Source organism: Dokdonia sp. PRO95, assembly GCF_000355805.1.
Taxonomy (GTDB): Bacteria; Bacteroidota; Bacteroidia; order Flavobacteriales; family Flavobacteriaceae; genus Dokdonia.
In genome coordinates this window covers 1,124,612-1,149,886 of record NZ_CM001837.1, presented here as the reverse complement: position 1 = coordinate 1,149,886, position 25,275 = coordinate 1,124,612, and the positions used below count along the sequence as shown (strand labels likewise).

20 protein-coding genes are annotated in these 25,275 nt (G+C 38.5%); 9 read left to right on the top strand and 11 right to left on the bottom strand.

Annotated elements, in window-relative coordinates:
* Positions 1–20 precede the first annotated feature (20 nt).
* Entirely contained in the window at positions 21–215 is a 195-nt protein-coding gene (locus tag D017_RS04975) for a hypothetical protein (RefSeq protein WP_035335011.1), read from the top strand.
* A gap of 64 nt (positions 216–279) precedes the next feature.
* Here D017_RS04975 and D017_RS04970 read toward each other — a convergent pair whose 3' ends face one another.
* The 4 genes from D017_RS04970 to trpS all read right to left on the bottom strand — a co-directional run bounded on the left by D017_RS04970 (position 280) and on the right by trpS (position 4,079).
* Positions 280–1,212 (bottom strand): alpha/beta hydrolase, encoded by a 933-nt coding sequence (locus D017_RS04970; RefSeq protein ID WP_035335008.1) that lies wholly within the window; start codon positions 1,210–1,212, stop codon positions 280–282.
* Between the two features lie 53 nt (positions 1,213–1,265).
* Complete coding sequence (locus tag D017_RS04965) at positions 1,266–2,027, bottom strand: UDP-2,3-diacylglucosamine diphosphatase (protein ID WP_035328878.1); 762 nt, start codon at positions 2,025–2,027, stop codon at positions 1,266–1,268.
* A gap of 6 nt (positions 2,028–2,033) precedes the next feature.
* Positions 2,034–2,486 (bottom strand): 6-carboxytetrahydropterin synthase, encoded by a 453-nt coding sequence (locus D017_RS04960; RefSeq protein ID WP_035326104.1) that lies wholly within the window; start codon positions 2,484–2,486, stop codon positions 2,034–2,036.
* Between the two features lie 621 nt (positions 2,487–3,107).
* Positions 3,108–4,079, bottom strand: a complete 972-nt coding sequence (gene trpS, locus D017_RS04950; protein ID WP_035335005.1) for a tryptophan--tRNA ligase — start codon at positions 4,077–4,079, stop codon at positions 3,108–3,110.
* Positions 4,080–4,150: 71 nt separating this feature from the next.
* Between trpS and D017_RS04945 the strand changes: the two genes are divergently transcribed.
* Positions 4,151–4,885 (top strand): lysophospholipid acyltransferase family protein, encoded by a 735-nt coding sequence (locus D017_RS04945; RefSeq protein WP_035335003.1) that lies wholly within the window; start codon positions 4,151–4,153, stop codon positions 4,883–4,885.
* A 155-nt stretch (positions 4,886–5,040) separates the two neighbouring features.
* Here the strand turns inward: D017_RS04945 and D017_RS14935 are convergent, their stop codons facing one another.
* The 3 genes from D017_RS14935 to recA form a co-directional block, all read right to left on the bottom strand.
* Entirely contained in the window at positions 5,041–6,498 is a 1,458-nt protein-coding gene (locus tag D017_RS14935) for an outer membrane beta-barrel protein (protein ID WP_051583807.1), read from the bottom strand.
* Positions 6,498–7,046: a sigma-70 family RNA polymerase sigma factor gene (locus D017_RS04935; protein ID WP_035335000.1), complete on the bottom strand. Its 549-nt coding sequence runs from the start codon at positions 7,044–7,046 to the stop codon at positions 6,498–6,500. The genes D017_RS14935 and D017_RS04935 overlap by 1 nt, the downstream gene beginning before the upstream one ends.
* A gap of 224 nt (positions 7,047–7,270) precedes the next feature.
* Entirely contained in the window at positions 7,271–8,278 is a 1,008-nt protein-coding gene (gene recA / locus D017_RS04930; protein ID WP_035334998.1) for a recombinase RecA, read from the bottom strand.
* 405 nt (positions 8,279–8,683) lie between these two features.
* Here recA and D017_RS04925 point away from each other — a divergent pair, with 405 nt between their 5' ends.
* The 6 genes from D017_RS04925 to D017_RS04900 all read left to right on the top strand — a co-directional run bounded on the left by D017_RS04925 (position 8,684) and on the right by D017_RS04900 (position 15,653).
* The gene (locus tag D017_RS04925) at positions 8,684–9,715 is read left to right on the top strand and encodes a rhodanese-related sulfurtransferase (protein WP_035334997.1); all 1,032 of its coding nucleotides are present in this window, start codon (positions 8,684–8,686) and stop codon (positions 9,713–9,715) included.
* A 159-nt stretch (positions 9,716–9,874) separates the two neighbouring features.
* The gene (ricT, locus tag D017_RS04920; RefSeq protein ID WP_035334996.1) at positions 9,875–11,341 is read left to right on the top strand and encodes a regulatory iron-sulfur-containing complex subunit RicT; all 1,467 of its coding nucleotides are present in this window, start codon (positions 9,875–9,877) and stop codon (positions 11,339–11,341) included.
* Complete coding sequence (locus D017_RS04915; protein ID WP_035334995.1) at positions 11,334–11,810, top strand: gliding motility lipoprotein GldH; 477 nt, start codon at positions 11,334–11,336, stop codon at positions 11,808–11,810. Before ricT ends, D017_RS04915 begins: the two co-directional genes overlap by 8 nt.
* Positions 11,811–11,820: 10 nt before the next feature.
* Positions 11,821–14,151 carry a transglycosylase domain-containing protein gene (locus D017_RS04910; protein ID WP_035334994.1) on the top strand — a complete coding sequence of 777 codons (2,331 nt, stop codon included), beginning with the start codon at positions 11,821–11,823 and terminating at the stop codon, positions 14,149–14,151.
* 141 nt (positions 14,152–14,292) lie between these two features.
* Positions 14,293–14,994: a CoA transferase subunit A gene (locus D017_RS04905; protein ID WP_035334991.1), complete on the top strand. Its 702-nt coding sequence runs from the start codon at positions 14,293–14,295 to the stop codon at positions 14,992–14,994.
* A gap of 2 nt (positions 14,995–14,996) precedes the next feature.
* The gene (locus D017_RS04900; protein ID WP_035334990.1) at positions 14,997–15,653 is read left to right on the top strand and encodes a CoA transferase subunit B; all 657 of its coding nucleotides are present in this window, start codon (positions 14,997–14,999) and stop codon (positions 15,651–15,653) included.
* Between the two features lie 814 nt (positions 15,654–16,467).
* Here D017_RS04900 and D017_RS04895 read toward each other — a convergent pair.
* Positions 16,468–18,156 carry an ABC transporter ATP-binding protein gene (locus D017_RS04895; RefSeq protein WP_035334988.1) on the bottom strand — a complete coding sequence of 563 codons (1,689 nt, stop codon included), beginning with the start codon at positions 18,154–18,156 and terminating at the stop codon, positions 16,468–16,470.
* A gap of 361 nt (positions 18,157–18,517) precedes the next feature.
* On the opposite strand from D017_RS04895, the gene D017_RS14930 reads away from it, so the two are divergent.
* Complete coding sequence (locus tag D017_RS14930) at positions 18,518–22,483, top strand: M36 family metallopeptidase (protein WP_081804635.1); 3,966 nt, start codon at positions 18,518–18,520, stop codon at positions 22,481–22,483.
* A gap of 96 nt (positions 22,484–22,579) precedes the next feature.
* Here D017_RS14930 and D017_RS04880 read toward each other — a convergent pair whose 3' ends face one another.
* Genes D017_RS04880 through D017_RS04870 form a run of 3 tightly spaced genes read right to left on the bottom strand, consistent with a single transcriptional unit; the run spans position 22,580 to position 25,258 of the window.
* Positions 22,580–22,777, bottom strand: coding sequence for a gliding motility protein GldL (locus D017_RS04880; RefSeq protein WP_035326085.1), 198 nt, complete (start codon positions 22,775–22,777; stop codon positions 22,580–22,582).
* 13 nt (positions 22,778–22,790) lie between these two features.
* On the bottom strand, positions 22,791–23,507 hold the full coding sequence (locus D017_RS04875) for a 3'-5' exonuclease (protein WP_035334986.1): 717 nt from the start codon (positions 23,505–23,507) through the stop codon (positions 22,791–22,793).
* Positions 23,504–25,258 carry a DUF4153 domain-containing protein gene (locus D017_RS04870; protein ID WP_035334985.1) on the bottom strand — a complete coding sequence of 585 codons (1,755 nt, stop codon included), beginning with the start codon at positions 25,256–25,258 and terminating at the stop codon, positions 23,504–23,506. The genes D017_RS04875 and D017_RS04870 overlap by 4 nt, the downstream gene beginning before the upstream one ends.
* Positions 25,259–25,275: the final 17 nt, after the last annotated feature.

Below are 25,275 nucleotides of genomic sequence, written 5' to 3'. Positions count from 1 at the left end.
ACTCAACATAAATACACCCTATGGCAACCACAAAAAAATCAAACAATGAGATATACGAAATCATTGAAGTAGCATTAGTGACCTTTTGTTTGGCCATAGTAATGATTGTATTTTATCAATATCATGATACAAATGCTATTGAAGATGCTCACTCATCTTTTGCAATTTCTATGGATACTTGGGACAAGCAAATAACGAGCACAATAAATAATTAAAAGGCTCCATATCTTTTAAAAAGTAAAAATCCCTTCAATTGAAGGGATTTTTACTTTTTAAGTTTTATTTCAAAAAATCCAAGATTAACTTGACAACCTCCTCTGGTTTTTCTTCTTGAATAAAGTGCTTGGCTTCTAGTAGGTGTATATTTTCTTCTTTTATATTTAGAGAAGATTGTAGTTGGGTTTTTTGAGGTTCTATGCGTAAGAAGGTGTCTTCTTTTCCCCAAATCACTGTGGTTGGTATATCAAGACTTTTAGTGAGTGAGGTGTAATCTGGTAAGGTGTTGCAAGTTTGCGTAAAGAAGTAATACATCCCTCTTGTTTTACCTTCTCGTAATGGTGTTTTATATCCTGTCACGTCTATCTCGTTGAGATTGTTTTGTAAGATTCCCGATTTAAATAAATTTCTGAGCATCACATTTGTGGTAATGCCATTACGGTAACCCCACATAGCCGTGCGAGCCATAAACCCTTCCTTAAATCGTACGGGAGGATCAAAACCTTCTTCGTAAATAATGGTATTGAGAAGTATGAGATTATTAATGCGCTGTGGTTGTTTTTTGAGCAACTCCCAGGTCCAAAGACCGCCAGCGTCGTGCATCACGTGAGACCAGGTTGTGATGTTGAGACTATCTAGTAGCTCGAGTAATCGTTGCGCGTGATTTTCTTCAGAATAGATGTCGTAGCCTTTAGGGTTGTCACTGCTTCCGTAACCCAGCATATCTGGAATAATCACTCGGTAGCCTGCATCTACAAGTGGGTCTATCATTTTTCGATAAAGCCAGCCAGATGTAGGTACGCCGTGTAAGAGCACAATCACTTTATCGCTTTTACCCTTATCTATATAAGCGATAGCGCCATCACTAGTGTTGAAAGTTTTCTGATTTTGGCGAAAGCCATCATACGTTATTTGCCCTTTACGAGCAGTGGTAGATTGGTATGGTTTGCAAGAAAAAAGTGCAATAGCACAGAGAGTAAGAACTAGAAATCGCATCAAAAAGTTTTTCTAAAGATAGCGAAGTCTACTATGAAATTGATTTTGAGGCCTTATTTCTTGAGAAACTCCTCGAGTTTAAAGCCATTCTCATCATACACTCCATAAGTATAGTGCGCAATCCAGTCACCTATGTTGTAATAGGTGCTGTTTTCTCCCACCTGTATGGTCATAGGTAAGTGACGGTGCCCAAAAACAAAATAATCATAGTGAGCAGTCTCAAGTTTGCGCTTTGCATAAGCTGCAAGCCACTCATTTTCTTCCCCAAGAAACACGTGATCATCATCACCAGAGATGAGCTTGTTTTTTACAGACATATACTGAGCAATTTTCATCCCAATATCTGGATGTCCCCAGCGAAATAACCACTGAAAAAACTTACCACGGAAGACTTTCTTCATACGCTTATAGCCATTATCTCCAGGGCCTAAGCCGTCTCCGTGACCTAAAAAGAACTTCTTATCATCTATGGTAAACACTTTAGGGTCGTGATAAACGGGAATGCCCAGCTCTTCTTCAAAATAGCCGTTCATCCATAGGTCGTGATTCCCTACAAAAAAATAAATCTCGATGCCCTCATCACGCATCTCGGCAAGTTTGCCTAGTGTGCGCACAAAACCTTTAGGCACTACAGTTTTATACTCAAACCAAAAGTCAAAAAGATCACCCATTAAGAAAATAGCCTGTGCATCCTTGCGAGCCATCTCTAGCCACTGCAAGAATATGCGCTCTCGCGGTCTACTTTCCTCCATAGTGGGAGCGCCCAAGTGGTTATCACTTGAGAAGTATATTTTCTTTCCTTTTGGGAGGTTAATAGTCATCTAGAGTTGATCTGCCGCGTGCCACTCTGCATAGCTTGTTGCTGTTTCAGAAAGGCGTAGTGAGTGTAATTTTATTGTATCTGGTAAAAATGATTGAATCTTTGCAGCAAAGTCTATCACCATCATCTCACTTGTAGGCTGGTAATCTACAAGTAGTACATCGTGACCACGATCAGATAGTTCTTTTGCAAGCTCTACGTGCGGTGTGTTTTTATTAAAAACGGTAGCGTGATCAAAAACGTTTACAATCTCTCTATTTACAATTTTCTTTAAGTCACCAAAATCGATAACCATTCCCAGCTTTGCGTTGCCCATATCTGTAATAGGTTCTCCTATTACGGTAACGCTAAGTTTGTAACTGTGCCCGTGTACATTCTTGCACTTGCCGTCATAGCCATAAAGCGCGTGACCTGTCTCAAAGGTAAACTGTTTTGTAATTCTAATTTTTGACATACTGTATTATTGGTTTTCGCTTTCGCGAAAATTGAAACCTATACGACTTAACGTCTGTTTCTAAATTTGTTGTACAAAACTACGATAATCAATACAAGTCCCAAGATGAGGAACAAACCGTTACCGCTTAAAAAGCTCATAATGTCCATAATTAGTTGTTTTTAATTGTTGAGTTTTTACCTATTTGTATACTCACAAATATTATATAAATCATCCACAGGACCTGAAATATTTGCAAAATCCAACTAAGATTAATGAGTGTGCTATTTGCAGTAATTATCTCCTGTGACGCCTCTGTGTGTTTTGCTAAGTAATTTAAATCTCGCACAAAATATATTATGTAAGAAAAAGTCAGAATTCCAACTACACTAAATGAAAGGTATATATAATTTGCAAAATTGTCTTTAAATTTTCTAATTAGACTTCTAGTTAGAAAAACGAGACAAAATGTTAATACTGCAAATAAAATGAATATTATTCTTTGGTCTATTATAAAGTAAGTGTCGTGAACGTTTATATCAAGAGTGTCATTTTCAAAAACACTTATTTTAAACACTCCAATAGTCAAAAATAAAAATAGCAGTGTGGTTAAAAAGAACAAATATGTATTAGTCTTTTTCATTAATACCCCACAACTTTTCTAACTCTTTCTATCACTCCATTTGCAACCTTGGTCGCTTTTTCTGCTCCTACTTTTAATGCAGCATCTATCTCGTTGAGGTTATTCATATAGTACGCATACTTCTCGCGTTGTGCAGCATACTTCTCTATGATTACTTCATATACAGCTTGCTTTGCGTGACCGTAGCCAAAATCTGTGCGTTTATAATTTTCGCGTAAGCGTTCTACTTGTTCTGGAGTTGCTAGTAATTTATAAAGGTTAAATACATTACAGCCCTCTGTTTCCATAGGTTCCTCCATAGGAGTGCTGTCTGTTTTTATCCCCATAATTTGCTTACGTAGCTTCTTGTCTGGTAAAAAGATATCTATAATATTTCCTTTAGACTTAGACATCTTTGCGCCGTCTGTGCCTGGTATATACATTGTCTCCTCATTATGACTTGCTTCTGGCAGCACAAAAACTTCTGTTCTTGTAGCTGCGTGAAAACGGCTTGCCACGTCGCGCGTCATCTCAATATGCTGCGCTTGATCTTTACCCACGGGTACAACCTCTGCATCATACAGCAAGATATCTGCCGCCATAAGCATAGGGTAGGTAAATAAACCTGCGTTTACATCTTCTAGACGGTCTGCTTTATCCTTAAAACTGTGAGCAAGTGTAAGTCGCTGGTACGGGAAGAAACAGCTCAAATACCAAGTAAGCTCTGCCGTTTGTGGTACGTCACTCTGTCTGTAAAAAACCGTTTTATTAATGTCAAGACCAAAGGCCAGCCACGTAGCTGCTGTACTGTAGGTGTTGTGACGTAGCTGTGCTCCATCTTTTATTTGCGTGAGCGAGTGCATATCTGCAATAAAGAGAAAAGACTCATTTGCAGGATTATTTGCCATCTCAATCGCTGGTATAATAGCTCCTAGTAAATTTCCTAAGTGTGGTGTGCCTGTACTTTGCACTCCGGTAAGTATTCTTGACATAAAATTTGAGTAAAAAGCAAAGTTAACTTTTTCTGTTCATTGCATAGGCTGAATTACCTATTTTTGGAAGAATGCACATATTAAGAAAAATAGCGGTCGCACTTTGGAAAGTATGGTTTTACTTTTTGATGCTCGTGGTCATTCTCATATTATCCCCATTACTTATTATAAGTATTCTTAAGGAGACCTGGTATGGTATGTTTTTTAGACTTGCTCAAATATGGGCACGCACAATTATGCTGCTTATGGGATTATTTCCAAAAGTGACTCGTGAAGAAAAGTTTGTACGTGGCAAAGGATATATGCTGGTGAGTAACCACACCTCTATGATGGATATCTTGCTTATGTTGCACCTTGCAAAAAGTCCTTTTGTATTTGTGGGGAAAGCAGAGCTTGCAAAGCTCCCGCTTTTTGGGTTTTTCTATAAACGTACGTGTATTCTTGTAGATAGAGGTAACGCGCGTAGCCGCAAGCAGGTTTTTGATCAAGCACAGCGCAGGCTCAGTCAGGGGTTTAGTATCTGTATTTTTCCAGAAGGTGGCGTGCCAGATGATACTTCTATCGTGCTAGACACTTTTAAGGATGGTGCTTTTAGACTTGCTATAGATCATAAGCTGCCTATCGTGCCTATGACGTTTTATGACAATAAGAAGAGATTTCCTTATTCATTCTTTGAAGGTGAGCCTGGTGTGATGCGTGCAAAAGTACATTCATTTATACCTACAGAAGGAATGACTCAAGACGATAAAAAGCCGCTTAGGGAGCAAACAAGAGCTATAATTTTAGAAGAATTGAAAGGGGTTTAAGTACGCTTTCGCGAAAGCGTAATAACCACCATAAAAAATAAAAGGCTCCGTAACCAGCGGAGCCTTTCTTGTTATCATTGCAAGCGCAACGATTACCTAACCAACTAAAAAACTAACCTAATACCAAGTAAACTACACTTGGCATAGCTTCTTTACTAGAACTTATAACTTACACCCGTATACACGCCTATGTAATACGGCTGAAAGTCTACCACTGTATTATCAAAACTGTTGAGTTGATATTTAAGTGACGGTTCTAGATTAAATATGATTTTTTTTGTGAATTTATAATCTAATCCTACACCTAGATTTGTTGTGAAGCTTAGATCATTTACACCATTTGCAGTACCCAAACTTGTGTTGAGTTCTGATGATTTTAAGATAACATTATTGTCATTGAGAAAGAGTGTGCTTACCCCACCTATGAGCGATAGCCCAACGCGTTTATCTGAAATTACATAAATAGCTTCTAGCGGTACTTCTACGTAGCTTAGTTGCTGTTGTAAGGAGCCGTTAGAAGTTGCACCTATTCTTGATATAGCATTATCTGCAGTAAAACTATGTTGAGTAGCCGGATTGTCTAAAATGGCTAGTGCTTTTACATTGTCATTAAATGAAATTCCTCGTACACTGCGTCCTAATCCATTAGTAGAAAATGATACTTCATTAGTATTATAACTTAAGTCCACATTGCTTACTCCAGTACGTATTTTAAATTTTGGACTTATGGCATAGCTTACTTGAACCCCGTAACTTAAATTCACATCACCAGATTTATCATTATCTGCAAACTGTTTGTCTAATCCAGAACCTCCAAAATCGCCGTAATAGACGGGAGCAGCTACGGCACCAATATCCCAGCGCTTCATGGTAGTGTTATCAACTACTTGAGCAAGCTCTTCCTGTTGCAAGGTTTCTATTTTCTGAGCTTCGTTTATGAGGTTTTTATTGTTATTAGTATTCTCGTCTAGTGTGTTTGTTTGAGCAATCGCATTAGTGCTTTTTTGTATGGATTCATTATTATCAACTTCAGGTTTTTCTACATAAAGCTGGCTATTTGAATTTGCTGTGCTTGGTTGAGGTAAATGTGCTTGATGAGCAATTTCCTCACTATTTGTTTGTTCTTTTGTAACGCTTGATTTGTTTGGACTGCTTTGATGTGCATTTTCAGGTCCATTCTTGTTTCCTCTAGACGCCAGGGAAGTATTTTTTGAATTTCTTGGCGTCGCATTGTTTTTTATACTCGAAGTAGTCTGAGAGTCGTTACGAGTCACAAGCTTATTACCTTCTTCATTATTTTTTGTTACTTGAGTAACGCCAGAGCTTGTGGTTTTATCCTCTTGTGAAACGTTGTTTTTATTATCGATGCTTGGTACATCTACAATCTGGATATTATCTTGATTGTCAGTATTAAAAAATAAGCTACCTATACCAAAAAGTAATAGGAATGCCGCAGCAAGACCACCTAACTTCCACCAGAATGGGATTATCTTTTTATCTTCCTTTTCTTCTTGTTCTGCAAGAATGTTATTCCACACACGATCACTAGGGTGCGATTCAAAATCTTTGAATTTCTCTTGAAATAATCTATCTATGTTCTTCTTCTCCTTCATTATTGTATGTGAGATTTGCTTTTGGGGTTAAACTGGCTCATCTCAATTTTTTCTTTTAATATTCCTCGGGCGCGTGCAAGGTTTGATTTTGAGGTGCCCTGAGAAATTGCAAGCAATGTTGATATTTCTTTGTGTGAGTGCCCATCCATCACATATAGGTTAAAAACCATTCTGTATCTATCTGGGAGCTCTTGTATAATCTTAAGTAAGAAATCAAGAGGAATACTTTCTTCTTCTATCTCAACTTCTACTTCTTTTATATTCTCTTCGTTAACTAGATTAAAAACACCTGGTTTTCGATAGCGCTGTAAGGCCGTATTTATAGCTATTCTTTTAAGCCATCCCTCAAAAGAACCTTTATTCTTATACTGATTTACTTTGTCAAAGATGGTTATAAAGGCATCTTGCAGAATATCTTCTGCTTCTGCATAATTAGGAGCATACTTTAAGCATACAGAAAACAAAACGCTAGCGTAGCGATTGTATAATTCTGCTTGAGCTTTAGGTAGCTTCTTCTTGCAGTTCTTTATAAGTTGGTCTTGACTCAACCGTTGGTTCGTTTTTAAATTCTTATTCTAAAATAAGAACAGATATCAACTATGAAATTTGCTTATGCAAGCTTTCGATATCTAAGATGGATGTTTACGTATATTATATGCCTTAATTTTTATTTAGTTAACTCTTTACAGATGCTTAAATAATAAAAAGGTTGCGTTTAAAATACAAAAACCTCCCATAAAGGAGGTTTTTATTATCAATATGATATAATTGCTTACTGGTTTGATAACTTGATTGCTTCATGAATTTTCGTTTCTAGCTCGTCCATAAGATCTGGGTTATCTAGTAATAATGCCTTTACAGCATCTCTTCCTTGCCCTAGCTTAGTATCTTGATAGCTAAACCATGATCCAGCTTTCTTTACAATCTCATAGTTGACACCTATATCAATAATCTCTCCTACTTTTGATACTCCTTCACCATACATAATATCAAATTCTGCCATGCGGAACGGTGGTGCAACTTTGTTTTTTACAACCTTAACTCGAGTTTTGTTACCTATCACGTTTGCATTACTATCCTTGATCTGTGTAGAACGTCGTATGTCTAAACGTACAGAAGCATAAAACTTAAGAGCATTACCACCTGTTGTAGTCTCTGGGTTTCCAAACATTACCCCAATCTTCTCGCGGAGTTGGTTAATGAAGATCACCGTACAGTTAGTCTTGCTTATAGACCCAGTAAGTTTACGAAGCGCTTGAGACATTAAACGAGCGTGAAGTCCCATTTTTGAGTCTCCCATCTCGCCTTCTATCTCACTTTTAGGAGTAAGTGCTGCAACCGAATCGACTACAACAATATCAATAGCTCCCGAGCGTATAAGATTGTCTGCAATTTCTAGAGCTTGCTCACCGTTATCTGGTTGTGATATAATTAAGTTGTCAATATCTACTCCTAGCTTTTCTGCATAAAAACGGTCAAAAGCGTGCTCTGCATCAATAAATGCAGCAATACCTCCAGCTTTTTGTGCTTGAGCAATGGCATGTAGCGTTAAGGTGGTTTTACCAGAAGATTCTGGGCCATAAATTTCAATAACACGACCTCTAGGATATCCTCCTACACCTAAAGCAACATCTAGCCCTAGAGAACCTGTTGGTATGGACTCTACATCCACGATAGCTTGATCTCCCATCTTCATCACGGCTCCCTTACCGTAAGTCTTGTCTAGCTTATCTAGGGTGAGTTTAAGGGCTTTTAATTTTGCATCTTTTTCACTACTCATATCTTCAGTTTTGTATTGTAAATTTAATTGTTAAATAATGGGTAAACAAGGTGCGCTTTCGCGAAAGCGTAAAAATTTTAACATAATTCTTATCGATGTAGACGCAACCAATTAATTATTATTGCATCTTAGCAACGAGATTAAGTCTAACGCACACCAAACACATTATTCCCGACGTTTTGTCAAAGATACTAAAATTTGGAATCTTTACTAAAATTAGGAAGGCCACAGCTACAAAGTATTAAAAAAATTACGACGACATTAAATAAAATGTAAACCTGAATTAGCCAAAATTCACAAAAAAATGCCCGCAGGATAGACCTCCGGGCATTTTTTGTGCCCTTAATTCAAAGACTTATATTTGCCGGAAGAAATAATTCTTTTAACTTAAAACGAAAGTATAGCATGCAACTGTACAACAAATTAAGCGCAAAAGAGAGAGCACAGCTTATAGAAGAGGCGGGAGAAGAACGTCTTACACTCTCTTTTTACCAGTATCACAAGATTGGAAATCCAGAACTTTTTAGAAACCACCTTTTTGTAGCTTGGGATGAAATGGAAGCCTTGGGTCGTATTTATGTCGCAAATGAAGGTATAAATGCCCAAATGTCTGTTCCAGCCAAAAAATTTACAGCATTTAAGGAATTTCTGGACGGTATAAACTTCCTAGAGAATGTACGCCTCAATATTGCGAGAGAGCAAGACGATAAGTCGTTCTTAAAACTCAAGGTAAAAGTGCGTAAGAAGATTGTGGCAGATGGACTGGTAGATGATACTTTTGATGTAACAAACAAAGGAGTTCACGTAGACGCTTCTACTTTTAATGAACTTATAGAAGACGAGAATACAGTACTTGTTGATATGCGTAATCATTATGAGAGTGAGATAGGGCATTTTAAAAACGCAGTTACTCCAGACGTAGATACCTTTAGAGATAGTCTTGATATTATAGAAGAAGATCTAAAAGATCATAAGGAGGATAAAAAACTTGTGATGTACTGTACAGGTGGAATACGTTGCGAAAAGGCAAGTGCTTATTTTAAACATAAAGGCTTTAAAAATGTTTTCCAGCTAGAGGGAGGAATCATCGAGTACGCCCGTCAGGTGGAAGCAGAAAAGCTTGATAATAAGTTTAAGGGAAAGAATTTTGTTTTTGATCACCGTCGTGGGGAGCGTATCTCAGACGATGTTATCTCAAACTGCCACCAGTGTGGAACTCCTTGTGATGAGCATGTAAACTGTGCAAATGAAGCTTGCCATTTACTCTTTATACAATGTGAGGAATGTGCAAAGGCTAATGAAAACTGCTGCTCTACAGAGTGCGCAGAGATTAATGCATTGCCATACGAAGAGCAAAAGAAATTACGTTCTGGTAAAGGAAATAGTAATAAGATTTTTAAGAAAGGTAGATCAGAAAAGCTGGCTTTTAAGAAGTAAACAGCAGAAAAAGAATCTGTTATTTTTGATTTTGGAAAAGGCGCTATAGATTACCTATCTTTATCGATAGTTCATTTTGAACATAAATATAACGCGTACACGCGGCTGTTACTCTCTTAACGATTGATATAGAGCGATGTACATTTAAATATACAAAATATGGCATGTGGCAGTTGTGGCACAGGTGAAGACGGATCTCCTAAAGGTTGTAAGAACAATGGAACCTGCGGAACCGACGGATGTAATAAACTTACAGTCTTTGACTGGCTTTCTAATATGTCCCTTCCTGATGGACAAGAAGCTTTTAACTACGTAGAGGTACGTTTTAAAAACGGACGTAAGAACTACTATAAAAACGCAGAAAACGTTACGCTAAGCATAGGTGATATTGTAGCTACTCAAGCAGAGTCTGGTCACGATATCGGGATGGTAACACTTACTGGTGAGCTTGTGCGTGTACAAATGAAACGCAAGAAGGTAAAACCAGACACCCCAGATACACTCAAAATTTACCGTAAAGCAACACAAAGAGATATTGATATCTGGACCACCGCGCGTGAGAAGGAAGAAAGTATGAAGGTGCGTGCTAGACAGATAGCGATACGTCTCAACCTACAAATGAAAATCTCTGATATTGAATTTCAAGGAGATGGATCTAAAGCAACTTTTTACTATACAGCAGAGGATCGTGTAGATTTTCGTCAACTCATAAAAGAATTTGCTCAAGATTTCCGTACTCGTATTGAGATGAGACAGATAGGGCTACGTCAGGAAGCTGCTCGTCTAGGTGGTATAGGTTCTTGTGGTCGTGAGTTATGTTGTTCTACGTGGTTAACAGATTTTAGATCTGTAACTACGAGCGCAGCTAGATATCAACAGTTGTCTCTTAATCCACAAAAGCTCGCTGGACAGTGTGGGAAATTAAAATGCTGTCTCAATTATGAGCTAGATGCTTACATGGATGCGCTTAAAAGCTTTCCAAAAAGTGAGACAAAATTATATACTCAAAAAGGAACTGCAGTTTGCCAGAAAATTGACATTTTTCAAGGACACTTATGGTATGCCTACGAGGGGGAATGGATGAACTGGCACAAGCTTACTACAGATCATGCAAACGAGATTATTGCTGCAAATAAAAAGAAAGAACCAGTAGCCAGCCTAGAAGAATTTGCTGCCGAACTTATAGAAGAAACAGTAATAGACTTTGGGAATGTGGTAGGGCAGGATAGTCTTACTCGTTTTGATAAGCCTAAAACTACAAACAAGCGCCGCAATAACCGTAAAAGAAAATCTTCTGGCAACGGAAACAAGCCTCAAGGAGATAGATCAAAATCTAAAGGGCGCACACCTAGAAAACCCAATCAAGATGGTGTAAAAGGTCCAAGACCCGTAGCAAAGAAAGGTCAAAAGCCACAGGCCAAGGCACCTAGGCCAGAAAGTAAAGGACCAAGACCAGAAGGTAAGGGTCCTAGACCAAAAAAGAGAGGGCCAAGGCCGCAGGGTAAGGGTGATAACACAAAAGGTAGTGCTAGTCAGAAACCAGCTCAAGAAGGTCAAAAAGGTGGGGGATCAAAACCAGCAAATAAAAATAAAAGGCGTCCTCAAAAACCAAAACCTAATGCGTAACGTATTACTAGGTATACTCATTGTAGTATGTATTTCATGTGATTCAAAACAAGTGTATCATTCATATACTTCGTTAGGTAGCTCATGGGATATAAATGAACCTGTGGTTTTAGAGGTTAACGAGCTTGATAGTGTGCCTTTGTATGACGCATTTATCACCGTTCGTAATAACAATCAGTATCCTTACAGTAATCTGTTTTTGATTACAGAGATGCAGTTTCCGAAGGGGCGTACATACACAGATACACTCGAGTACGAAATGGCAAATCCAGACGGAACGTGGATGGGTACTGGTTTTGGAGATATTAAAGAAAGTAAATTGTTGTATAGAGAAGGAGTACGCTTTCGCGAAAGCGGAACCTATACCTTTACTATAAAACATGCAGTTAGAAAAAACGGAAACATAGCTGGAGATGCTTATCTAGAAGGAATTACCGAAGTAGGATTACGTATTGAAAAGCAAGAATAAACACATCATAATGGCAAAACAAACACCTCCAAAAAAAGCTACAAAAAAAAGCGAAGGAGACTACAGTAAATATATTTCTTGGTTTTGGCGACTATTTGCAGGAGGAGTCACACTAGTAGTTCTATTATTCTTACTTGCGAGTTGGAATGTTTTTGGAACGCTCCCCACCTTTGAAGAACTTGAAAATCCAGAAAGCAATCTTGCTACAAAAATTATCTCTGTAGATGGAAAGCAGCTGGGTACTTATTACAACGAAAATAGAACACCTATCAAGTATGAGCAACTACCACAAAACCTTGTAGATGCTCTTGTCGCTACAGAAGATGAGCGTTACTATGAGCACTCTGGCATAGACTTTAGAGGGACGGCTAGAGCCATTGCATATTTGGGTAAAAATGGTGGGGCAAGTACGGTAACACAACAACTTTCTAAATTGTTATTTTCAAACCCTCCTAGCTCTACATTTGAGCGTCTTCTTCAAAAGGCAAAAGAGTACGTAATTGCAACAAGGTTAGAGCGCCAGTATACAAAGCAAGAAATCATTGCGATGTATCTCAATAAATTTGACTTTTTATTTAACGCCATTGGTATAAGCTCTGCTGCTCGTATTTACTTTAATAAAGATGTAAAAGATCTTGATTTGCATGAGAGCGCAGTCTTTGTGGCTATGCTTAAGAATCCAAGGCAATATAATCCACATCGTGAGATTTCTAAGGAGAAATCTTTAAGTAGACGCAATCAAGTCTTCAAACAGATGGAAGTAAACGGTATGATTACTACTGCCGAAAAAGATTCCCTCACAGCATTACCTATGGAAGTAAAATTTACTCCAGAAGGGCATGCAGATGGTACGGCAACGTACTTTAGAGAAAACCTCAAGAAATTCATGGCTTCATGGATTAAAGAGAATCCTAAAGGAGAAGATGCAGAGGGTAATATCACGTATTATAATATCTACCGTGACGGCCTTACGATAACGACAACTATAGATTCTCGTATGCAGAAAATGGCAGAAGATGCTGTTGCTGCACATATGCCAAGGTTGCAAGCCGAGTTTGATAGACAAAACGAGAAAAACAAAACAGCTCCTTTTAGAGATATTGAAGAGGAAGATGTGGAGCGCATTTTTAATAATGCTATAAAAAGCTCATCTCGCTGGCGCAAACTTAAAGCGCAAGGGAAAACAGAAGATGCAATCAGAAAATCATTTGATGTAAAAACAGACATGACCATTTTTACATGGGCTGGAGAGGTAGATACATTAATGACTCCGCGCGATTCTATACGTTACTATAAGAAATTTTTACGTACAGGGATGATGTCTATGGTACCTCAAACTGGGGAAGTGCGCGCATGGGTAGGTGGTATTAATATGAACCACTTTCAATATGATCACGTACAATTAGGAAAACGCCAGGTAGGATCTACCTTCAAACCTTTCTTATATGCAACAGCAGTAGATCAATTACATTTATCCCCATGTGATACTTTGCCTAATACGCTCTACACAATACCTGCGGGAGCTCACGGTAATACAAAAAACTGGACTCCAGAAAATTCTGGAGGAGAGATGGGAGGTATGTTAACTATGAAGGAAGCACTTGCTCGGTCTATAAATACAATTTCTGCGAGGCTTATGGATAAGGTAGGGCCGCGACCAGTTATTGATCTTGTAAGTAAATTAGGTGTTGATACAAAGGATATTCCAGCAGTGCCTTCTATCGCTCTGGGTACAGCAGATCTAAGCGTCTATGAGATGGTATCTGCATACGGCGCTTTTGCAAACCAAGGGGTTTATGTAAAGCCACAAATTGTAAGTACAATACAAGATAAAAATGGAACTATTTTATACCAGCATGTACCAGAGACTAGGGATGTCTTAAGTGCAGAGAGTGCATATGTAACTTTACAATTAATGGAAGGTGTAACGCGCTCAGGATCTGGTGCAAGATTGCGTCATACATGGCATAAAGATGCTGTCTATCGTAATGCCGTAACGGGTTACCCATACGGTTTTGATAATGCTATTGCTGGTAAAACGGGTACTACACAAAATCAAAGTGATGGATGGTTTATGGGTATTGTACCTAATCTTGTAACTGGAGTTTGGGTAGGAGGAGATGATCGTGCTGTACACTTCCCAGGCATTGGTTATGGTCAGGGAGCAACCATGGCACTTCCTATCTGGGGAATGTATATGAAAGAAGTATATAAAAATGAAGATCTAAAAATCTCAAAAAGTGAATTCTCAAAGCCAAGTAACTTAACGATAACTACAAATTGTGATGATTATAAAAGTTCTGGTGTAAGTGATGAGCTGCCAGATGAGTTAGATTTTTAAGAATATTGTACATATATAATTAAAAAGAGTGCGAGCAATCGCACTCTTTTTTTTGGAATCATTTTTAGATGTTCAATTACGCTTTCGCGAAAGCGTAATTCAATACAAAATCCGTATTTTTAGTACTTATAAACTAAGAATATGATAACAAAGAAAGTGACTGGAGTAGATGCCGCACTAGAAGGTGTTGAAAGTGGAATGACAATGATGCTTGGAGGTTTTGGTCTCAGTGGTATTCCAGAAAATTCTATAGCTAAACTAGTAGCTCTTAACGTTAATAATCTTACCTGTATTTCTAATAATGCTGGTGTGGATGATTTTGGCCTAGGGCTGTTATTACAGAAAAAGCAAATAAAGAAAATGGTGTCTAGCTATGTGGGTGAAAACGCCGAGTTTGAACGCCAGATGCTTAGTGGTGAGCTTGAAGTAGAGCTTATACCACAAGGAACTCTCGCAGAGCGATGCAGGGCTGCACAAGCAGGATTTCCAGCAATATATACACCAGCAGGATACGGAACAGAAGTAGCCGAAGGAAAAGAAACTAGAGAATTTGACGGGAAAATGTATGTGCTAGAACATGCTTTTAAAGCAGATTTTGCTTTTGTAAAGGCTTGGAAAGGTGACGCTGCTGGTAACTTAATCTTTAAAGGAACTGCAAGAAACTTTAATCCTAATATGTGCGGTGCAGCTACCATTACTGTTGCAGAAGTGGAAGAGCTTGTGCCAGTAGGAACGCTAGATCCTAATCAAATACACATCCCAGGGATTTTTGTACAACGTATCTTTCAAGGAGAAACGTATGAAAAGAGAATAGAACAACGCACCGTTAGAACAAGAGATTAATTATGGCTTTAGATAAGAATCAAATTGCACAACGCATTGCAAGAGAAGTACAAGATGGATATTATGTCAATCTAGGAATAGGTATCCCTACACTTGTTGCAAACTATGTACGAGAAGACATTGACGTAGAATTTCAAAGTGAGAATGGAGTTTTAGGTATGGGACCTTTTCCGTACGATGGAGAAGAAGATGCAGATATTATTAATGCTGGAAAGCAGACCATCACAACTTTGCCTGGCGCTAGCTTTTTTGATAGTGCTACTAGCTTTAGTATGATACGTGGTAAACATGTAGACCTTACCATTCTAGGTGCTATGGAAGTTGCAGAAAATGGTGACATCGCAAACTGGAAAATTCCAGGTAAAATGGTTAAAGGTATGGGAGGAGCAATGGATCTCGTGGCTAGTGCTGAGAACATTATTGTAGCCATGATGCATACCAATCGTGCTGGTGCGTCAAAACTTTTAAAAAGATGTAGCTTGCCGCTTACTGGTGTAGGATGCGTAAAAAAAATAGTAAGTAACCTAGCGGTATTAGAAGTCACTAATGATGGCTTTAAACTACTTGAGAGAGCTCCAGGAGTTTCTGTAGAAGAGATTCAAGCAGCCACCGAAGGAACACTAATCGTAGATGGGGATATCCCAGAAATGAAGTTTTAATATACTTTAATCGAGTAAAACATAGTCTCCAACTATCGCACAAGCCAGTAAAAATGGTTTTTGTGGTAGTTGGAGATTTTTATTTTTAAGATACCTTGTGGTGATACTCTCTGGTTGAGATTATACATGTTTTACACTTTTTACGCTCTGTTTTCGCCTCATATACCATCTTCTGTCTTGTGGTGGACATATAGGGGCTCTAATAACTAATATACTCTTGTAGAACGCTTCTTTCAAAAAGGTTTTATTGGGCTTTTCTTTTTCTATTTATTAGTTGTCATAAAAAGAGGGTACTTCTTCCTGGACTTAATACATATAAAGAAAAATCCTACAATATGAATCGTCTTATATTCATCAAAATTAGCAAGAGGATTTTTGCGCGAAAATTTAAAAACATCAATTAGCGACGTTTAAAAACATAATATTTCGATGAAATACACTAAATTTTAACATTCACACAAAATTTCCCAATCAAAATGCTTGCAGATGTATAATTTTATAGTACTTTAGCAGTCCCCCAAATCAAGTAATTGATTTCGATTAAATGCTAAGTAAGTTCGTTAACTAACGTTGTAATTTAGTTTTATAGTATGACTTAAACGTATAAGAGTGTTTTAAGTTATGATTTGTTAGAAATCCGCGGGGGGAGCCCTGCGGATTTTGTTTTAAACCTCATTTGTCTTTCATCCCTACTATGGAAAAAATAACAAACTCCACGAGATCATTTGTTTCTGGTGTAAAACATGCTGCAGATTTTACTACAAATTGTGCTAGACTAGCAAAGAAAGTGTTTCTATTTATGATCTAGTAACGCTTACATTCCTTTTGGAATGGCATGAATAAGCTTTTGAGTATACTTTTTTTCTGGCTGTTCATAAATACGGTCTGCATCACCTATCTCTTCTATTTTCCCTCTATTCATAACCACTAGCTGGTCAGACATGTATTTTACCACCGCAAGATCATGCGAGATGAAAATATAGGTAAAGCCAAAATCTGTTTTAAGTTCATTAAGTAAATTAAGCACCTGTGCTTGTACAGATATATCTAGGGCACTTACAGACTCATCACAAATAATTAATTTTGGATTTACAGCGATAGTACGCGCTATCCCTATGCGTTGTCGCTGCCCTCCAGAGAACTCATGAGGATAACGATCATAATGCGATGCTTCTAGACCTACGCGTTCTAGCAACTCTAGCACGCGCTGCTTTCTCATAAATTTAGAATCGTAAAGTTTATGGACTTCCATGGGCTCGATAATGGCTTGACCTACAGTAAGCCTGGGATTAAGAGAGGCAAAAGGGTCTTGAAAAATAATTTGTATTTCCTTTCTTAAACTTCTCAGCGCTGCTCCACGCATCTTATTAATAGCCATTCCTTTATATAAAATGGTTCCTGCAGTCGCTTTATCTAATTGCAAGATGGCATTTCCCAAGGTAGACTTACCACAACCAGACTCGCCTACTAGACCAAGAGTTTCTCCCTCATAAATGGAGAATGAAACATCATCTACGGCCTTAAAGGCAATATCTTCGGCGAATATACCGGCACTAGAGAAGTATGATTTTTCTACATTAATAACCTCCAGTAAAGGTGGATGAGCATACAGATTTCTTAGATGTTCGGCTCTTTCAGATTTTGTTTCGGCTTTAGAGAGTGGCTTTTTATCTAGGTAATCTTTTATCGTTGGTAACTTTTTAAGGCGTTCATCCAGAGACGGTCTTGCGCTTAACAATGCTTTTGTGTACTCATGTTGTGGATTTGAAAATAACGCTTTCGCGAAAGCGTACTCAACAATATCTCCCTTATACATCACAGCAACCCTGTCTGCTATCTCGCTTACCAAAGAAAGGTCATGAGAGATGAAAATAATACTCATCTGATTTTCTAACTGCAATTCCTTAAGTAATAATATAATCTCCTGCTGAACGGTAACATCTAGCGCTGTTGTGGGTTCATCTGCAATAAGGATTTTAGGCTTACAAGCAATAGCCATCGCAATCATCACGCGCTGTTTCTGGCCTCCGGAAATCTCATGAGGATAGGAACTAAAAATCTTCTCCACCGTAGGCAGTTTTACCTTTTCAAATAGGCGTAGGGTTTCTTCCTTGGCAAACTTTCGGTTGAGTGAAGTGTGTTGCAAAAGAATTTCGACTACTTGCTCACCACAGCGCATTGATGGATTGAGGCTACTCATAGGTTCTTGAAAAATCATAGAGATTTCATTACCTCGTATTTTCTGAAAATCCTTTTCTCTCGCTTCTAGTAATGATTGATTTTCAAAAATGATGGAGCCTTTAATGAGCGCATTTGTTTTTGGTAAAAGCCCTAGAATGGCGAGTGATGATACACTTTTCCCAGAGCCTGACTCACCCACAATGGCAAGAATTTCATTTTTATAAAGATCAAATGAAATGTCATGTATAACTTCTTGTACCTCTCCCTGCTGTTTAAAGGATATAGATAGTTGGTTTACAGAAAGGATTTTTTGTGGCTGCATATTTCAAAAATACGATTTCTTACGGTCGGTTTTTACAGGGTGGCATTTCAATTTTTCACGTAAAAAGCGGGCTTTATTGGAGTCTTTTTTTTTGCAATGATGCGTGGTCATAATATTTTAAATATCATTAAATGTAATTAGCATTAAAAATACGTAGTTCTTGTTTAGGCATTTGTCCAGTTCTTCACACAAATTATATTTCTTAAAAAAATCTTAAAAACTTTTGTGTAGTTCGTCGAATAAATTATGTTTTCTTCAATGAAATGACGTCATTTACTGTGTAAGCATATAATTTTAGCATAATAGCTGATAAAAAATATGTTTTATTAATATTTCCCTATAAATAATTTAAAACTACAGTATGAAAAAAATCTACTCCTTTCTCCTAATGACCTTTCTATTAGGAACCACCGTTTATGCACAGACCAGTGTGGACGGAATCGTCCAAAAATATCTAAGTGGCAATGCAGAAGAAGTTGGCTTAAAATCAACAGACGTTGCACAATGGAAGATTACAGATGTCGTACCTTCTTTAAATCCTGAGATACAACACGTTTATGTAAAGCAAATGTATCAAGGTATCCCAATTCAAAACGGAACTTATAAACTGACTGTAAAAGATGGTAAAGTAACCTACGAGATAAATCAATTTGCAAAAGACGTTGCTCAGAAAGCTGCCAAAACATCACTATCAGTATCTCCAGAAAACGCAATCCTCAAGGTTGTAAATGCTCATAGTCTTAAGACTCCTAGCAATCTAAGAGCTACAAGATCTGCTGGAAACCTTCTCGAATATGCAAATTCTGGGATAAGCCTTGAGCCTATTAAAGTTGAAAAAACTTTTCTAGCAATAGGTGATAAAATGCATCTCACTTGGAATGTATCTCTTTATCAACTGGATGCAAAGCACTGGTGGAATGTAAATGTGGATGCATCTACTGGAGAAATTCTTAAAACCACAGACTGGGTGATTTCTTGCTCTTTTGACGATCCTAATCACACAGAGCATGGTCATGCGGCTACAAATGAACCAGTAGAAGTATTTGGACCGCGTAGCGCTACTGAAGCGAGCTATACAGCAGCTGCAGTAGGAGGTGGTTCTTATAACGTATTTCCGCTAGGGATTGAAAGCCCTAGTCACGGTAGCCGTGTTGTAGTAACAGATCCAGCAAATGCTAATGCTTCTCCTTATGGGTGGCATGACACAAACGGATCTGCTGGTGCAGAGTTTACAACAACGCGTGGTAATAATGTACTCGCGCAAGATGATACTAATGGTAATAATGGATCAGGTACAAGCCCTAATGGTGGGAGCGCTCTTAATTTTGATTTTGGCCTTAATTTAAATAATAGCCCATCTACTTTCTTACCAGCAGCTACTACAAATTTATTTTACTGGAATAATATTATGCATGATGTATGGTACCAGTACGGTTTTACAGAGGCAGCAGGTAACTTTCAAGAAAATAACTATGGTAAAGGGGGTGCAGGAAGTGATTCTGTAAATGCAGATGCTCAGGATGGAAGTGGTACAAATAATGCAAACTTTGCAACACCACCAGATGGTCAAAACCCTAGAATGCAAATGTTTTTATTTACAAATCCTACTCGTGATGGTGACTTTGACAATGTAATTATTGCACATGAATATGGTCATGGTATTTCTACACGTCTTGTAGGTGGTCCTAGCACAAACGCATTAGGAGGTTCAGAACAAATGGGTGAAGGATGGTCAGACTGGTTAGGTCTAGTGATGACTATACGCCCAGGAGATACCAGAGATACTGCGAGAGGAGTAGGAACATATGCTATAGGACAGCCTACCACAGGTGCAGGAATACGCCCTACTAGATATGCTACAGACCTTGCGGTAAATGGTACAACATATAGCGACGTTCCAGGTCTAGTAGCACCACACGGAGTGGGATATGGATTTGCTACTATTCTTTGGGACATGACTTGGGATCTTATCGATCAAGAGGGATATGATCCTAACCAATACAGTGGTAATGGTGGTAATAATATCGCAATGTCACTAGTAATAGAAGGACTTAAAAATACTGCAAATAATCCAGGGTACGTTTCTGGTCGTAATGGAATCCTACAAGCAGACCAAGATCTTTATGGAGGGCAGTACAACTGTTTAATTTGGGATGCTTTTGCTAGACGTGGAGTAGGTGTAGATGCAGTAGAAAATAGCAACGGAGGAACAAATACTAACTCAGATCAAGTAGTATCATTTACAAGTGGATGTTCTGGACCACCAGCGCCAGCATCTTGTAACTCTACTGTGAGTTCTTTCCCATATTCTGAAGGTTTTGAAAATACTATTGGATCTTGGTCTCAAGACACATCAGATAATATTGACTGGACAGTAAACTCGTCTGGTACGCCATCTTCTGGTACAGGACCAGCAGCAGCAAATGAAGGATCATTTTACATCTATGTAGAAGCATCTGGTGACGGTGCAGGATTCCCGACTAAAACTGCAATTTTAAATTCTCCTTGTTTTGATTTAACAGGAGTAAACGCAGCCGAAGTTACATTTAGCTACCAGATGACGGGTAATGCTGTGGGAACGGTACGCCTTGAAGCAAGAGATGATGCATCTCAAACATGGGATGAATTATGGGTGCAATCAGGAGATAAAGGAGCGGCGTGGTTAGATGCAACCGTAAGTCTTGCATCTTATGATAGCGCTACACAATTACGTTTCCGTGCTACTACTGGAACTTCTTGGCAGGGGGATATTGCTATTGATGGCTTTGCTATTGATGGTACTGCTCCAGCAGATACACAAGCGCCTACTGCGCCTACTAATCTTGCAGTAACAGATGTTACTACAACATCTGTAGCTTTATCATGGACAGCAGCTACAGATAATGTAGCAGTAACTGCATATGATGTCTTCCAAGGAACTAATAACCTAGGAGAGGTAACAGCTACTTCGGCAAATATTACTGGATTGGTAGAAGGAACTACCTATCAATTTACGGTTCGTGCAAAAGATGAAGCAGGTAATACCTCAGGGAATAGTAATACGGTGAGTGCGACAACTGATGTTACTGCACCACCTAGTGGCTGTGTGGGCACAGCGAGTGCTCCATACAGTGAGAGTTTTGAGTCAGGACTAGGCCAGTGGTCACAAGCTACAGGAGATGATATAAATTGGACACGTGATGCTTCAGGAACGCCATCTAATAATACAGGGCCAAGTTCTGGAGCTGATGGATCTTTCTATTTATATGTAGAAGCGTCAGGTAATGGAACAGGTTTCCCTAATAAAAGAGCGATTATAAACTCACCTTGTTTTGATTTAACAGGAGAAACAGAGGCAAACTTCACTTTTGATTATCATATGTTTGGATCTACAGACGGTGGTCGCATAGATCTTGAAGCAAGTGCAGATGGTGGAACGACATGGACAAGCCTATGGAACCAGACAGGAAACCAAGGCAACCAGTGGAATGCTGTCACAATCAATCTTGATAGTTACACTGGCGGGACAGTGCAATTACGTTTTAACCGTATCACCGGTGGTACATGGCAATCTGACGTTGCTATCGATGATATTACGCTATCTGCCGGAAGTGATGGAGGTGATACAGGAGCACCATCTGGATACTGTGCATCAAATGGAAATAATACAAATGACGAGTATATACAACGAGTGCAAATAGGAAGCATTAATAATGCAACCGGAGCATCTGGTGGAGGTTATGGTGATTTTACAAACCTTTCTACAACACTAGGAAGTAGTAATACCATAACAATTACTCCAAGATGGACAGGGACTATATACAACGAAGGTTATGCAGTATTTGTAGACTGGAATCGTGATGGAGATTTTACAGATGCAGGAGAGACCGTATACACGAGAGCAGCAACTTCTGCTACTCCTATAACGGGAACATTTAGCGTGCCTTCAGGAGCATCTCAAGGACTAACGAGAATGAGAGTCTCTATGAAGTATAATGGTATCCCTACTGCTTGTGAAAGCTTCCAGTATGGAGAAGTAGAGGATTATATTGTAAATGTAGTGAGTAGTGCTGGATTTGGAGCAAATGATGCTCAGAGCAGCCTTACGGAAGCGACGGGAAGTGGAGAATTCTCAATCTTCCCTAATCCGGTTACTCGTGGAGAATTAAATATAAGCTTACAAGGAGCAGAAGCAACCTCTGTAACTATATTTAACCTTCTAGGTCAAGCGGTTCATAAAGGTAATTTTGAAAACACAATTGATGTGTCGAGACTTGAAGCTGGCGTTTATGTCATTCAAGTAGAGGCTGAAGGTTCAAAAATGATTAAACGCTTTATCAAAAAGTAAGGCCAGTCATTTATAAACATAAGAAATCCCGACTTCAGATGAGGTCGGGATTTTTTGTGGTTATTACGCTTTCGCGAAAGCGTAAATAAAGCAATACTATTTATTTAAGAAGTTCTTAAACTCCTTGTTAGTAAAGAGTTTCCAGATGCCCAAAAAGCCAGCGATAACTTGTAAGAAGGTCCCAGCTGTTAATAATTCTGGGGCTCCTGGCCAGTGCATAATTTTAAATAATGCGCCCAGAACGGTACAAATTAAACCTAAAATAAAAAGAGCGAGTATATGTTTTACTTTCATAACTATGGATTTGTTAAACCGATATTATTTCATCTTCATCAAGCAAGCGCTCGTTGCGTAGCTTGAGTAAAATTTGAGCCACGGCAACGGTGTCTTTCTCACAATATACGACTATGCGATCAATGTCATTTTCTTCATAATATACCTGGCGCACCTGGCTGCCGTCTATATCATCTTTTGGAGAAGGGATTCCCAAAATTTTGGTCATAAGCTTGAGAGAGGTGTAGTGCTTGTAGTCTCCAAACTTCCATAAATCTAGGGTGTCTATATGAGGAATCTCCCAAGGTTTTTTACCAAAAAGGTTTAGCTTTTGTGGTAGCGTAACTCCATTTATAATCATACGTCGCGCGATATATGGGAAGTCAAACTCTTTACCATTATGCGCACAGAGTAAGTGCTCACGGCGGTTAAAATGATCTTCAAGTAGATTTTTAAACTCATTAAGTAGCTTGGTCTCATCATCACCAAAAAAGGAGGTGGTTCTAAAGCGTTTACCATCTGTACTGGTATTAAAATAGCCCACAGAGATACACACTATTTTTCCAAATTCTGCCCAAATGCCGGCACGCTCATAATAGTCTTCTGGTGTAAACTCATCCTTGCGTAGGTATCTTGTTTTATCTGCATAAAGTGCCTTTTCTACATCGTCTAGATCAGAAAAATCTGGATGTTGAGGTACCGTCTCAATATCCAAAAAAAGGATATGTTCTAGTTGAAGCCTTTGTATCATTTTTTTACTTTTAAAAGTACACTACCACTCGCATAATTTATAATACGTTGACCACCACCATCAACCTTTAAATTTATGGAGTTGAATATTATTTTTACATCCACAAAATCATTTGTTTTACGGAGTGTAAGTTTATCTCGGTCGTTAATGGGTTTATTTATATCCTCACCTTCTAGTTGTTTTAAAAATGCCTGTGTGGGTATCGTGAGTGCTGTGCTGTCTTGTGTTGTGATAAGAATTTCTTTCCCATTAAGCATCATAGAAAAGCCTTCTTCTATATATTCTGACTGGCCGTTGAGGTTAAAGTGAAAGTCCTGCTTCCAGTCATAGCCACGTATATTATATGCTGCGCTAGAGGCGTTGTTAAAGTGTACGCGTTTTTTCTCTATATCACTAGCCGTCATTTTATACCCTAAGTCTTTTAAAATATAGTTAGACAACTTCCAGGTGTTTACATCGGTATGTTTTTCTGCCGGGTTGTAACCTATGATGGGTTTTAGATCTTCTGCGGCATCGTGTTCTACGAGGTAGCTTGTGATAGATGAAAATCTTCTATTAGATTCGGGGTCTGAGTTTTTTTTATTTTCCGCTTTCGCGAAAGCGGTATACATCTTTTCAAATTCGTCCATCTGGCTGCGCTTACTCACAGAAAAGGCTCCCCAAAACCCAAAAGTGCTCAATAAACCCATAACCGCAAGAGCCATAGGTAAAAACCGAAGCTGCTGCTTGCGACTGAAGAGTAAATAAAGCGTAGCGCCTGTTATAAAAATCGCAATTACAATAAGAAAATATCGCGGCTCTGTGATGCCGTAATCTGATACTCTTTTATAAATCGCAGCATAAAACAATATGAGCAGGGGTAGTAATAACCAGTATGCTAGCGGCTGAAAGTTTTTAAAGACCCTAGAGGTATGAGTTGCTTTTAATGGGTGAATAATAAACTGAATGATAAATAGAAGCCCAGCAAGTGCGATAATAAGGTAGCTCACCCAGCCCTTAGGTAATTCCCACTGTATACAGATTTTAAGCGCATAGGCATACAGTATCGTGATATAGAGTGCGGCAAGCGGTATGAGTATAAACTTTACGAAAACTTCAATAGCTTTATGAAAGTGCAGGTGTATGTTATGTTGTATCTCTTTAGGAAAATCTGATAGGTATACCCACGTATTTATGATTCCTAAACACAGCAGGAACAACTGGAAGTAGCGCCTACCATTTATTTTTACATCAAAAAGATACTCTATGGCTAGCAACGCAAGTACAATACCTAGATAAAACACTCCAGAAAACAAGGCACTCCTGGCGATTGCCATAAGCATATCTGCCAGATAATTCCAGTAGGCTTTAGGGTGCCATACAGTAATAAAAGGAGCAAAGAGTAGCGCTAGATGCCCTACTATAAGTAGTACAAACCACCTTATATATGGGGTCTCATTATTATTTTGAAAGTCATAGTCAGGTAATGTAAAATAGAATGCAACAAGGAGTAATATGATAATAACTTTAATCCACCAGAGTCCTTTTCTTTTAAACTGCTCGATGTAAAACTGAGTCCCTATAAGCCAGCTCACACCTAATATTGCTGTGAGTGAAATGTTGTTATAGGTTTCAAATATGTCGTCTACATCTCTTTCGGCAAGTACTATTAGCAGTAGTGTAAATAATATAACCCAGATGAGTGTAACCGGAAATCTCTTAAAGGCAGCAAGCGCCTTGATGATGAATTCTGAAGGGGAAAATAATCGCATTGATTGATGATTGAATG

Excerpts from the sequence above, each read along its gene's own strand:
- D017_RS04870 (WP_035334985.1), bottom strand. The coding sequence starts at position 25,258 with ATGCGATTATTTTCCCCTTCAGAATTCATCATCAAGGCGCTTGCTGCC.
- D017_RS04880 (WP_035326085.1), bottom strand. The coding sequence starts at position 22,777 with ATGAAAGTAAAACATATACTCGCTCTTTTTATTTTAGGTTTAATTTGT.
- D017_RS04970 (WP_035335008.1), bottom strand. The coding sequence starts at position 1,212 with ATGCGATTTCTAGTTCTTACTCTCTGTGCTATTGCACTTTTTTCTTGC.
- trpS (WP_035335005.1), bottom strand. The coding sequence starts at position 4,079 with ATGTCAAGAATACTTACCGGAGTGCAAAGTACAGGCACACCACACTTA.
- D017_RS04945 (WP_035335003.1), top strand. The coding sequence starts at position 4,151 with ATGCACATATTAAGAAAAATAGCGGTCGCACTTTGGAAAGTATGGTTT.
- ricT (WP_035334996.1), top strand. The coding sequence starts at position 9,875 with ATGGCATGTGGCAGTTGTGGCACAGGTGAAGACGGATCTCCTAAAGGT.
- D017_RS04925 (WP_035334997.1), top strand. The coding sequence starts at position 8,684 with ATGCAACTGTACAACAAATTAAGCGCAAAAGAGAGAGCACAGCTTATA.
- D017_RS04910 (WP_035334994.1), top strand. The coding sequence starts at position 11,821 with ATGGCAAAACAAACACCTCCAAAAAAAGCTACAAAAAAAAGCGAAGGA.
- D017_RS04900 (WP_035334990.1), top strand. The coding sequence starts at position 14,997 with ATGGCTTTAGATAAGAATCAAATTGCACAACGCATTGCAAGAGAAGTA.
- D017_RS04915 (WP_035334995.1), top strand. The coding sequence starts at position 11,334 with ATGCGTAACGTATTACTAGGTATACTCATTGTAGTATGTATTTCATGT.
- D017_RS04895 (WP_035334988.1), bottom strand. The coding sequence starts at position 18,156 with ATGCAGCCACAAAAAATCCTTTCTGTAAACCAACTATCTATATCCTTT.
- recA (WP_035334998.1), bottom strand. The coding sequence starts at position 8,278 with ATGAGTAGTGAAAAAGATGCAAAATTAAAAGCCCTTAAACTCACCCTA.
- D017_RS04960 (WP_035326104.1), bottom strand. The coding sequence starts at position 2,486 with ATGTCAAAAATTAGAATTACAAAACAGTTTACCTTTGAGACAGGTCAC.
- D017_RS14930 (WP_081804635.1), top strand. The coding sequence starts at position 18,518 with ATGAAAAAAATCTACTCCTTTCTCCTAATGACCTTTCTATTAGGAACC.
- D017_RS14935 (WP_051583807.1), bottom strand. The coding sequence starts at position 6,498 with ATGAAGGAGAAGAAGAACATAGATAGATTATTTCAAGAGAAATTCAAA.
- D017_RS04905 (WP_035334991.1), top strand. The coding sequence starts at position 14,293 with ATGATAACAAAGAAAGTGACTGGAGTAGATGCCGCACTAGAAGGTGTT.
- D017_RS04975 (WP_035335011.1), top strand. The coding sequence starts at position 21 with ATGGCAACCACAAAAAAATCAAACAATGAGATATACGAAATCATTGAA.
- D017_RS04875 (WP_035334986.1), bottom strand. The coding sequence starts at position 23,507 with ATGATACAAAGGCTTCAACTAGAACATATCCTTTTTTTGGATATTGAG.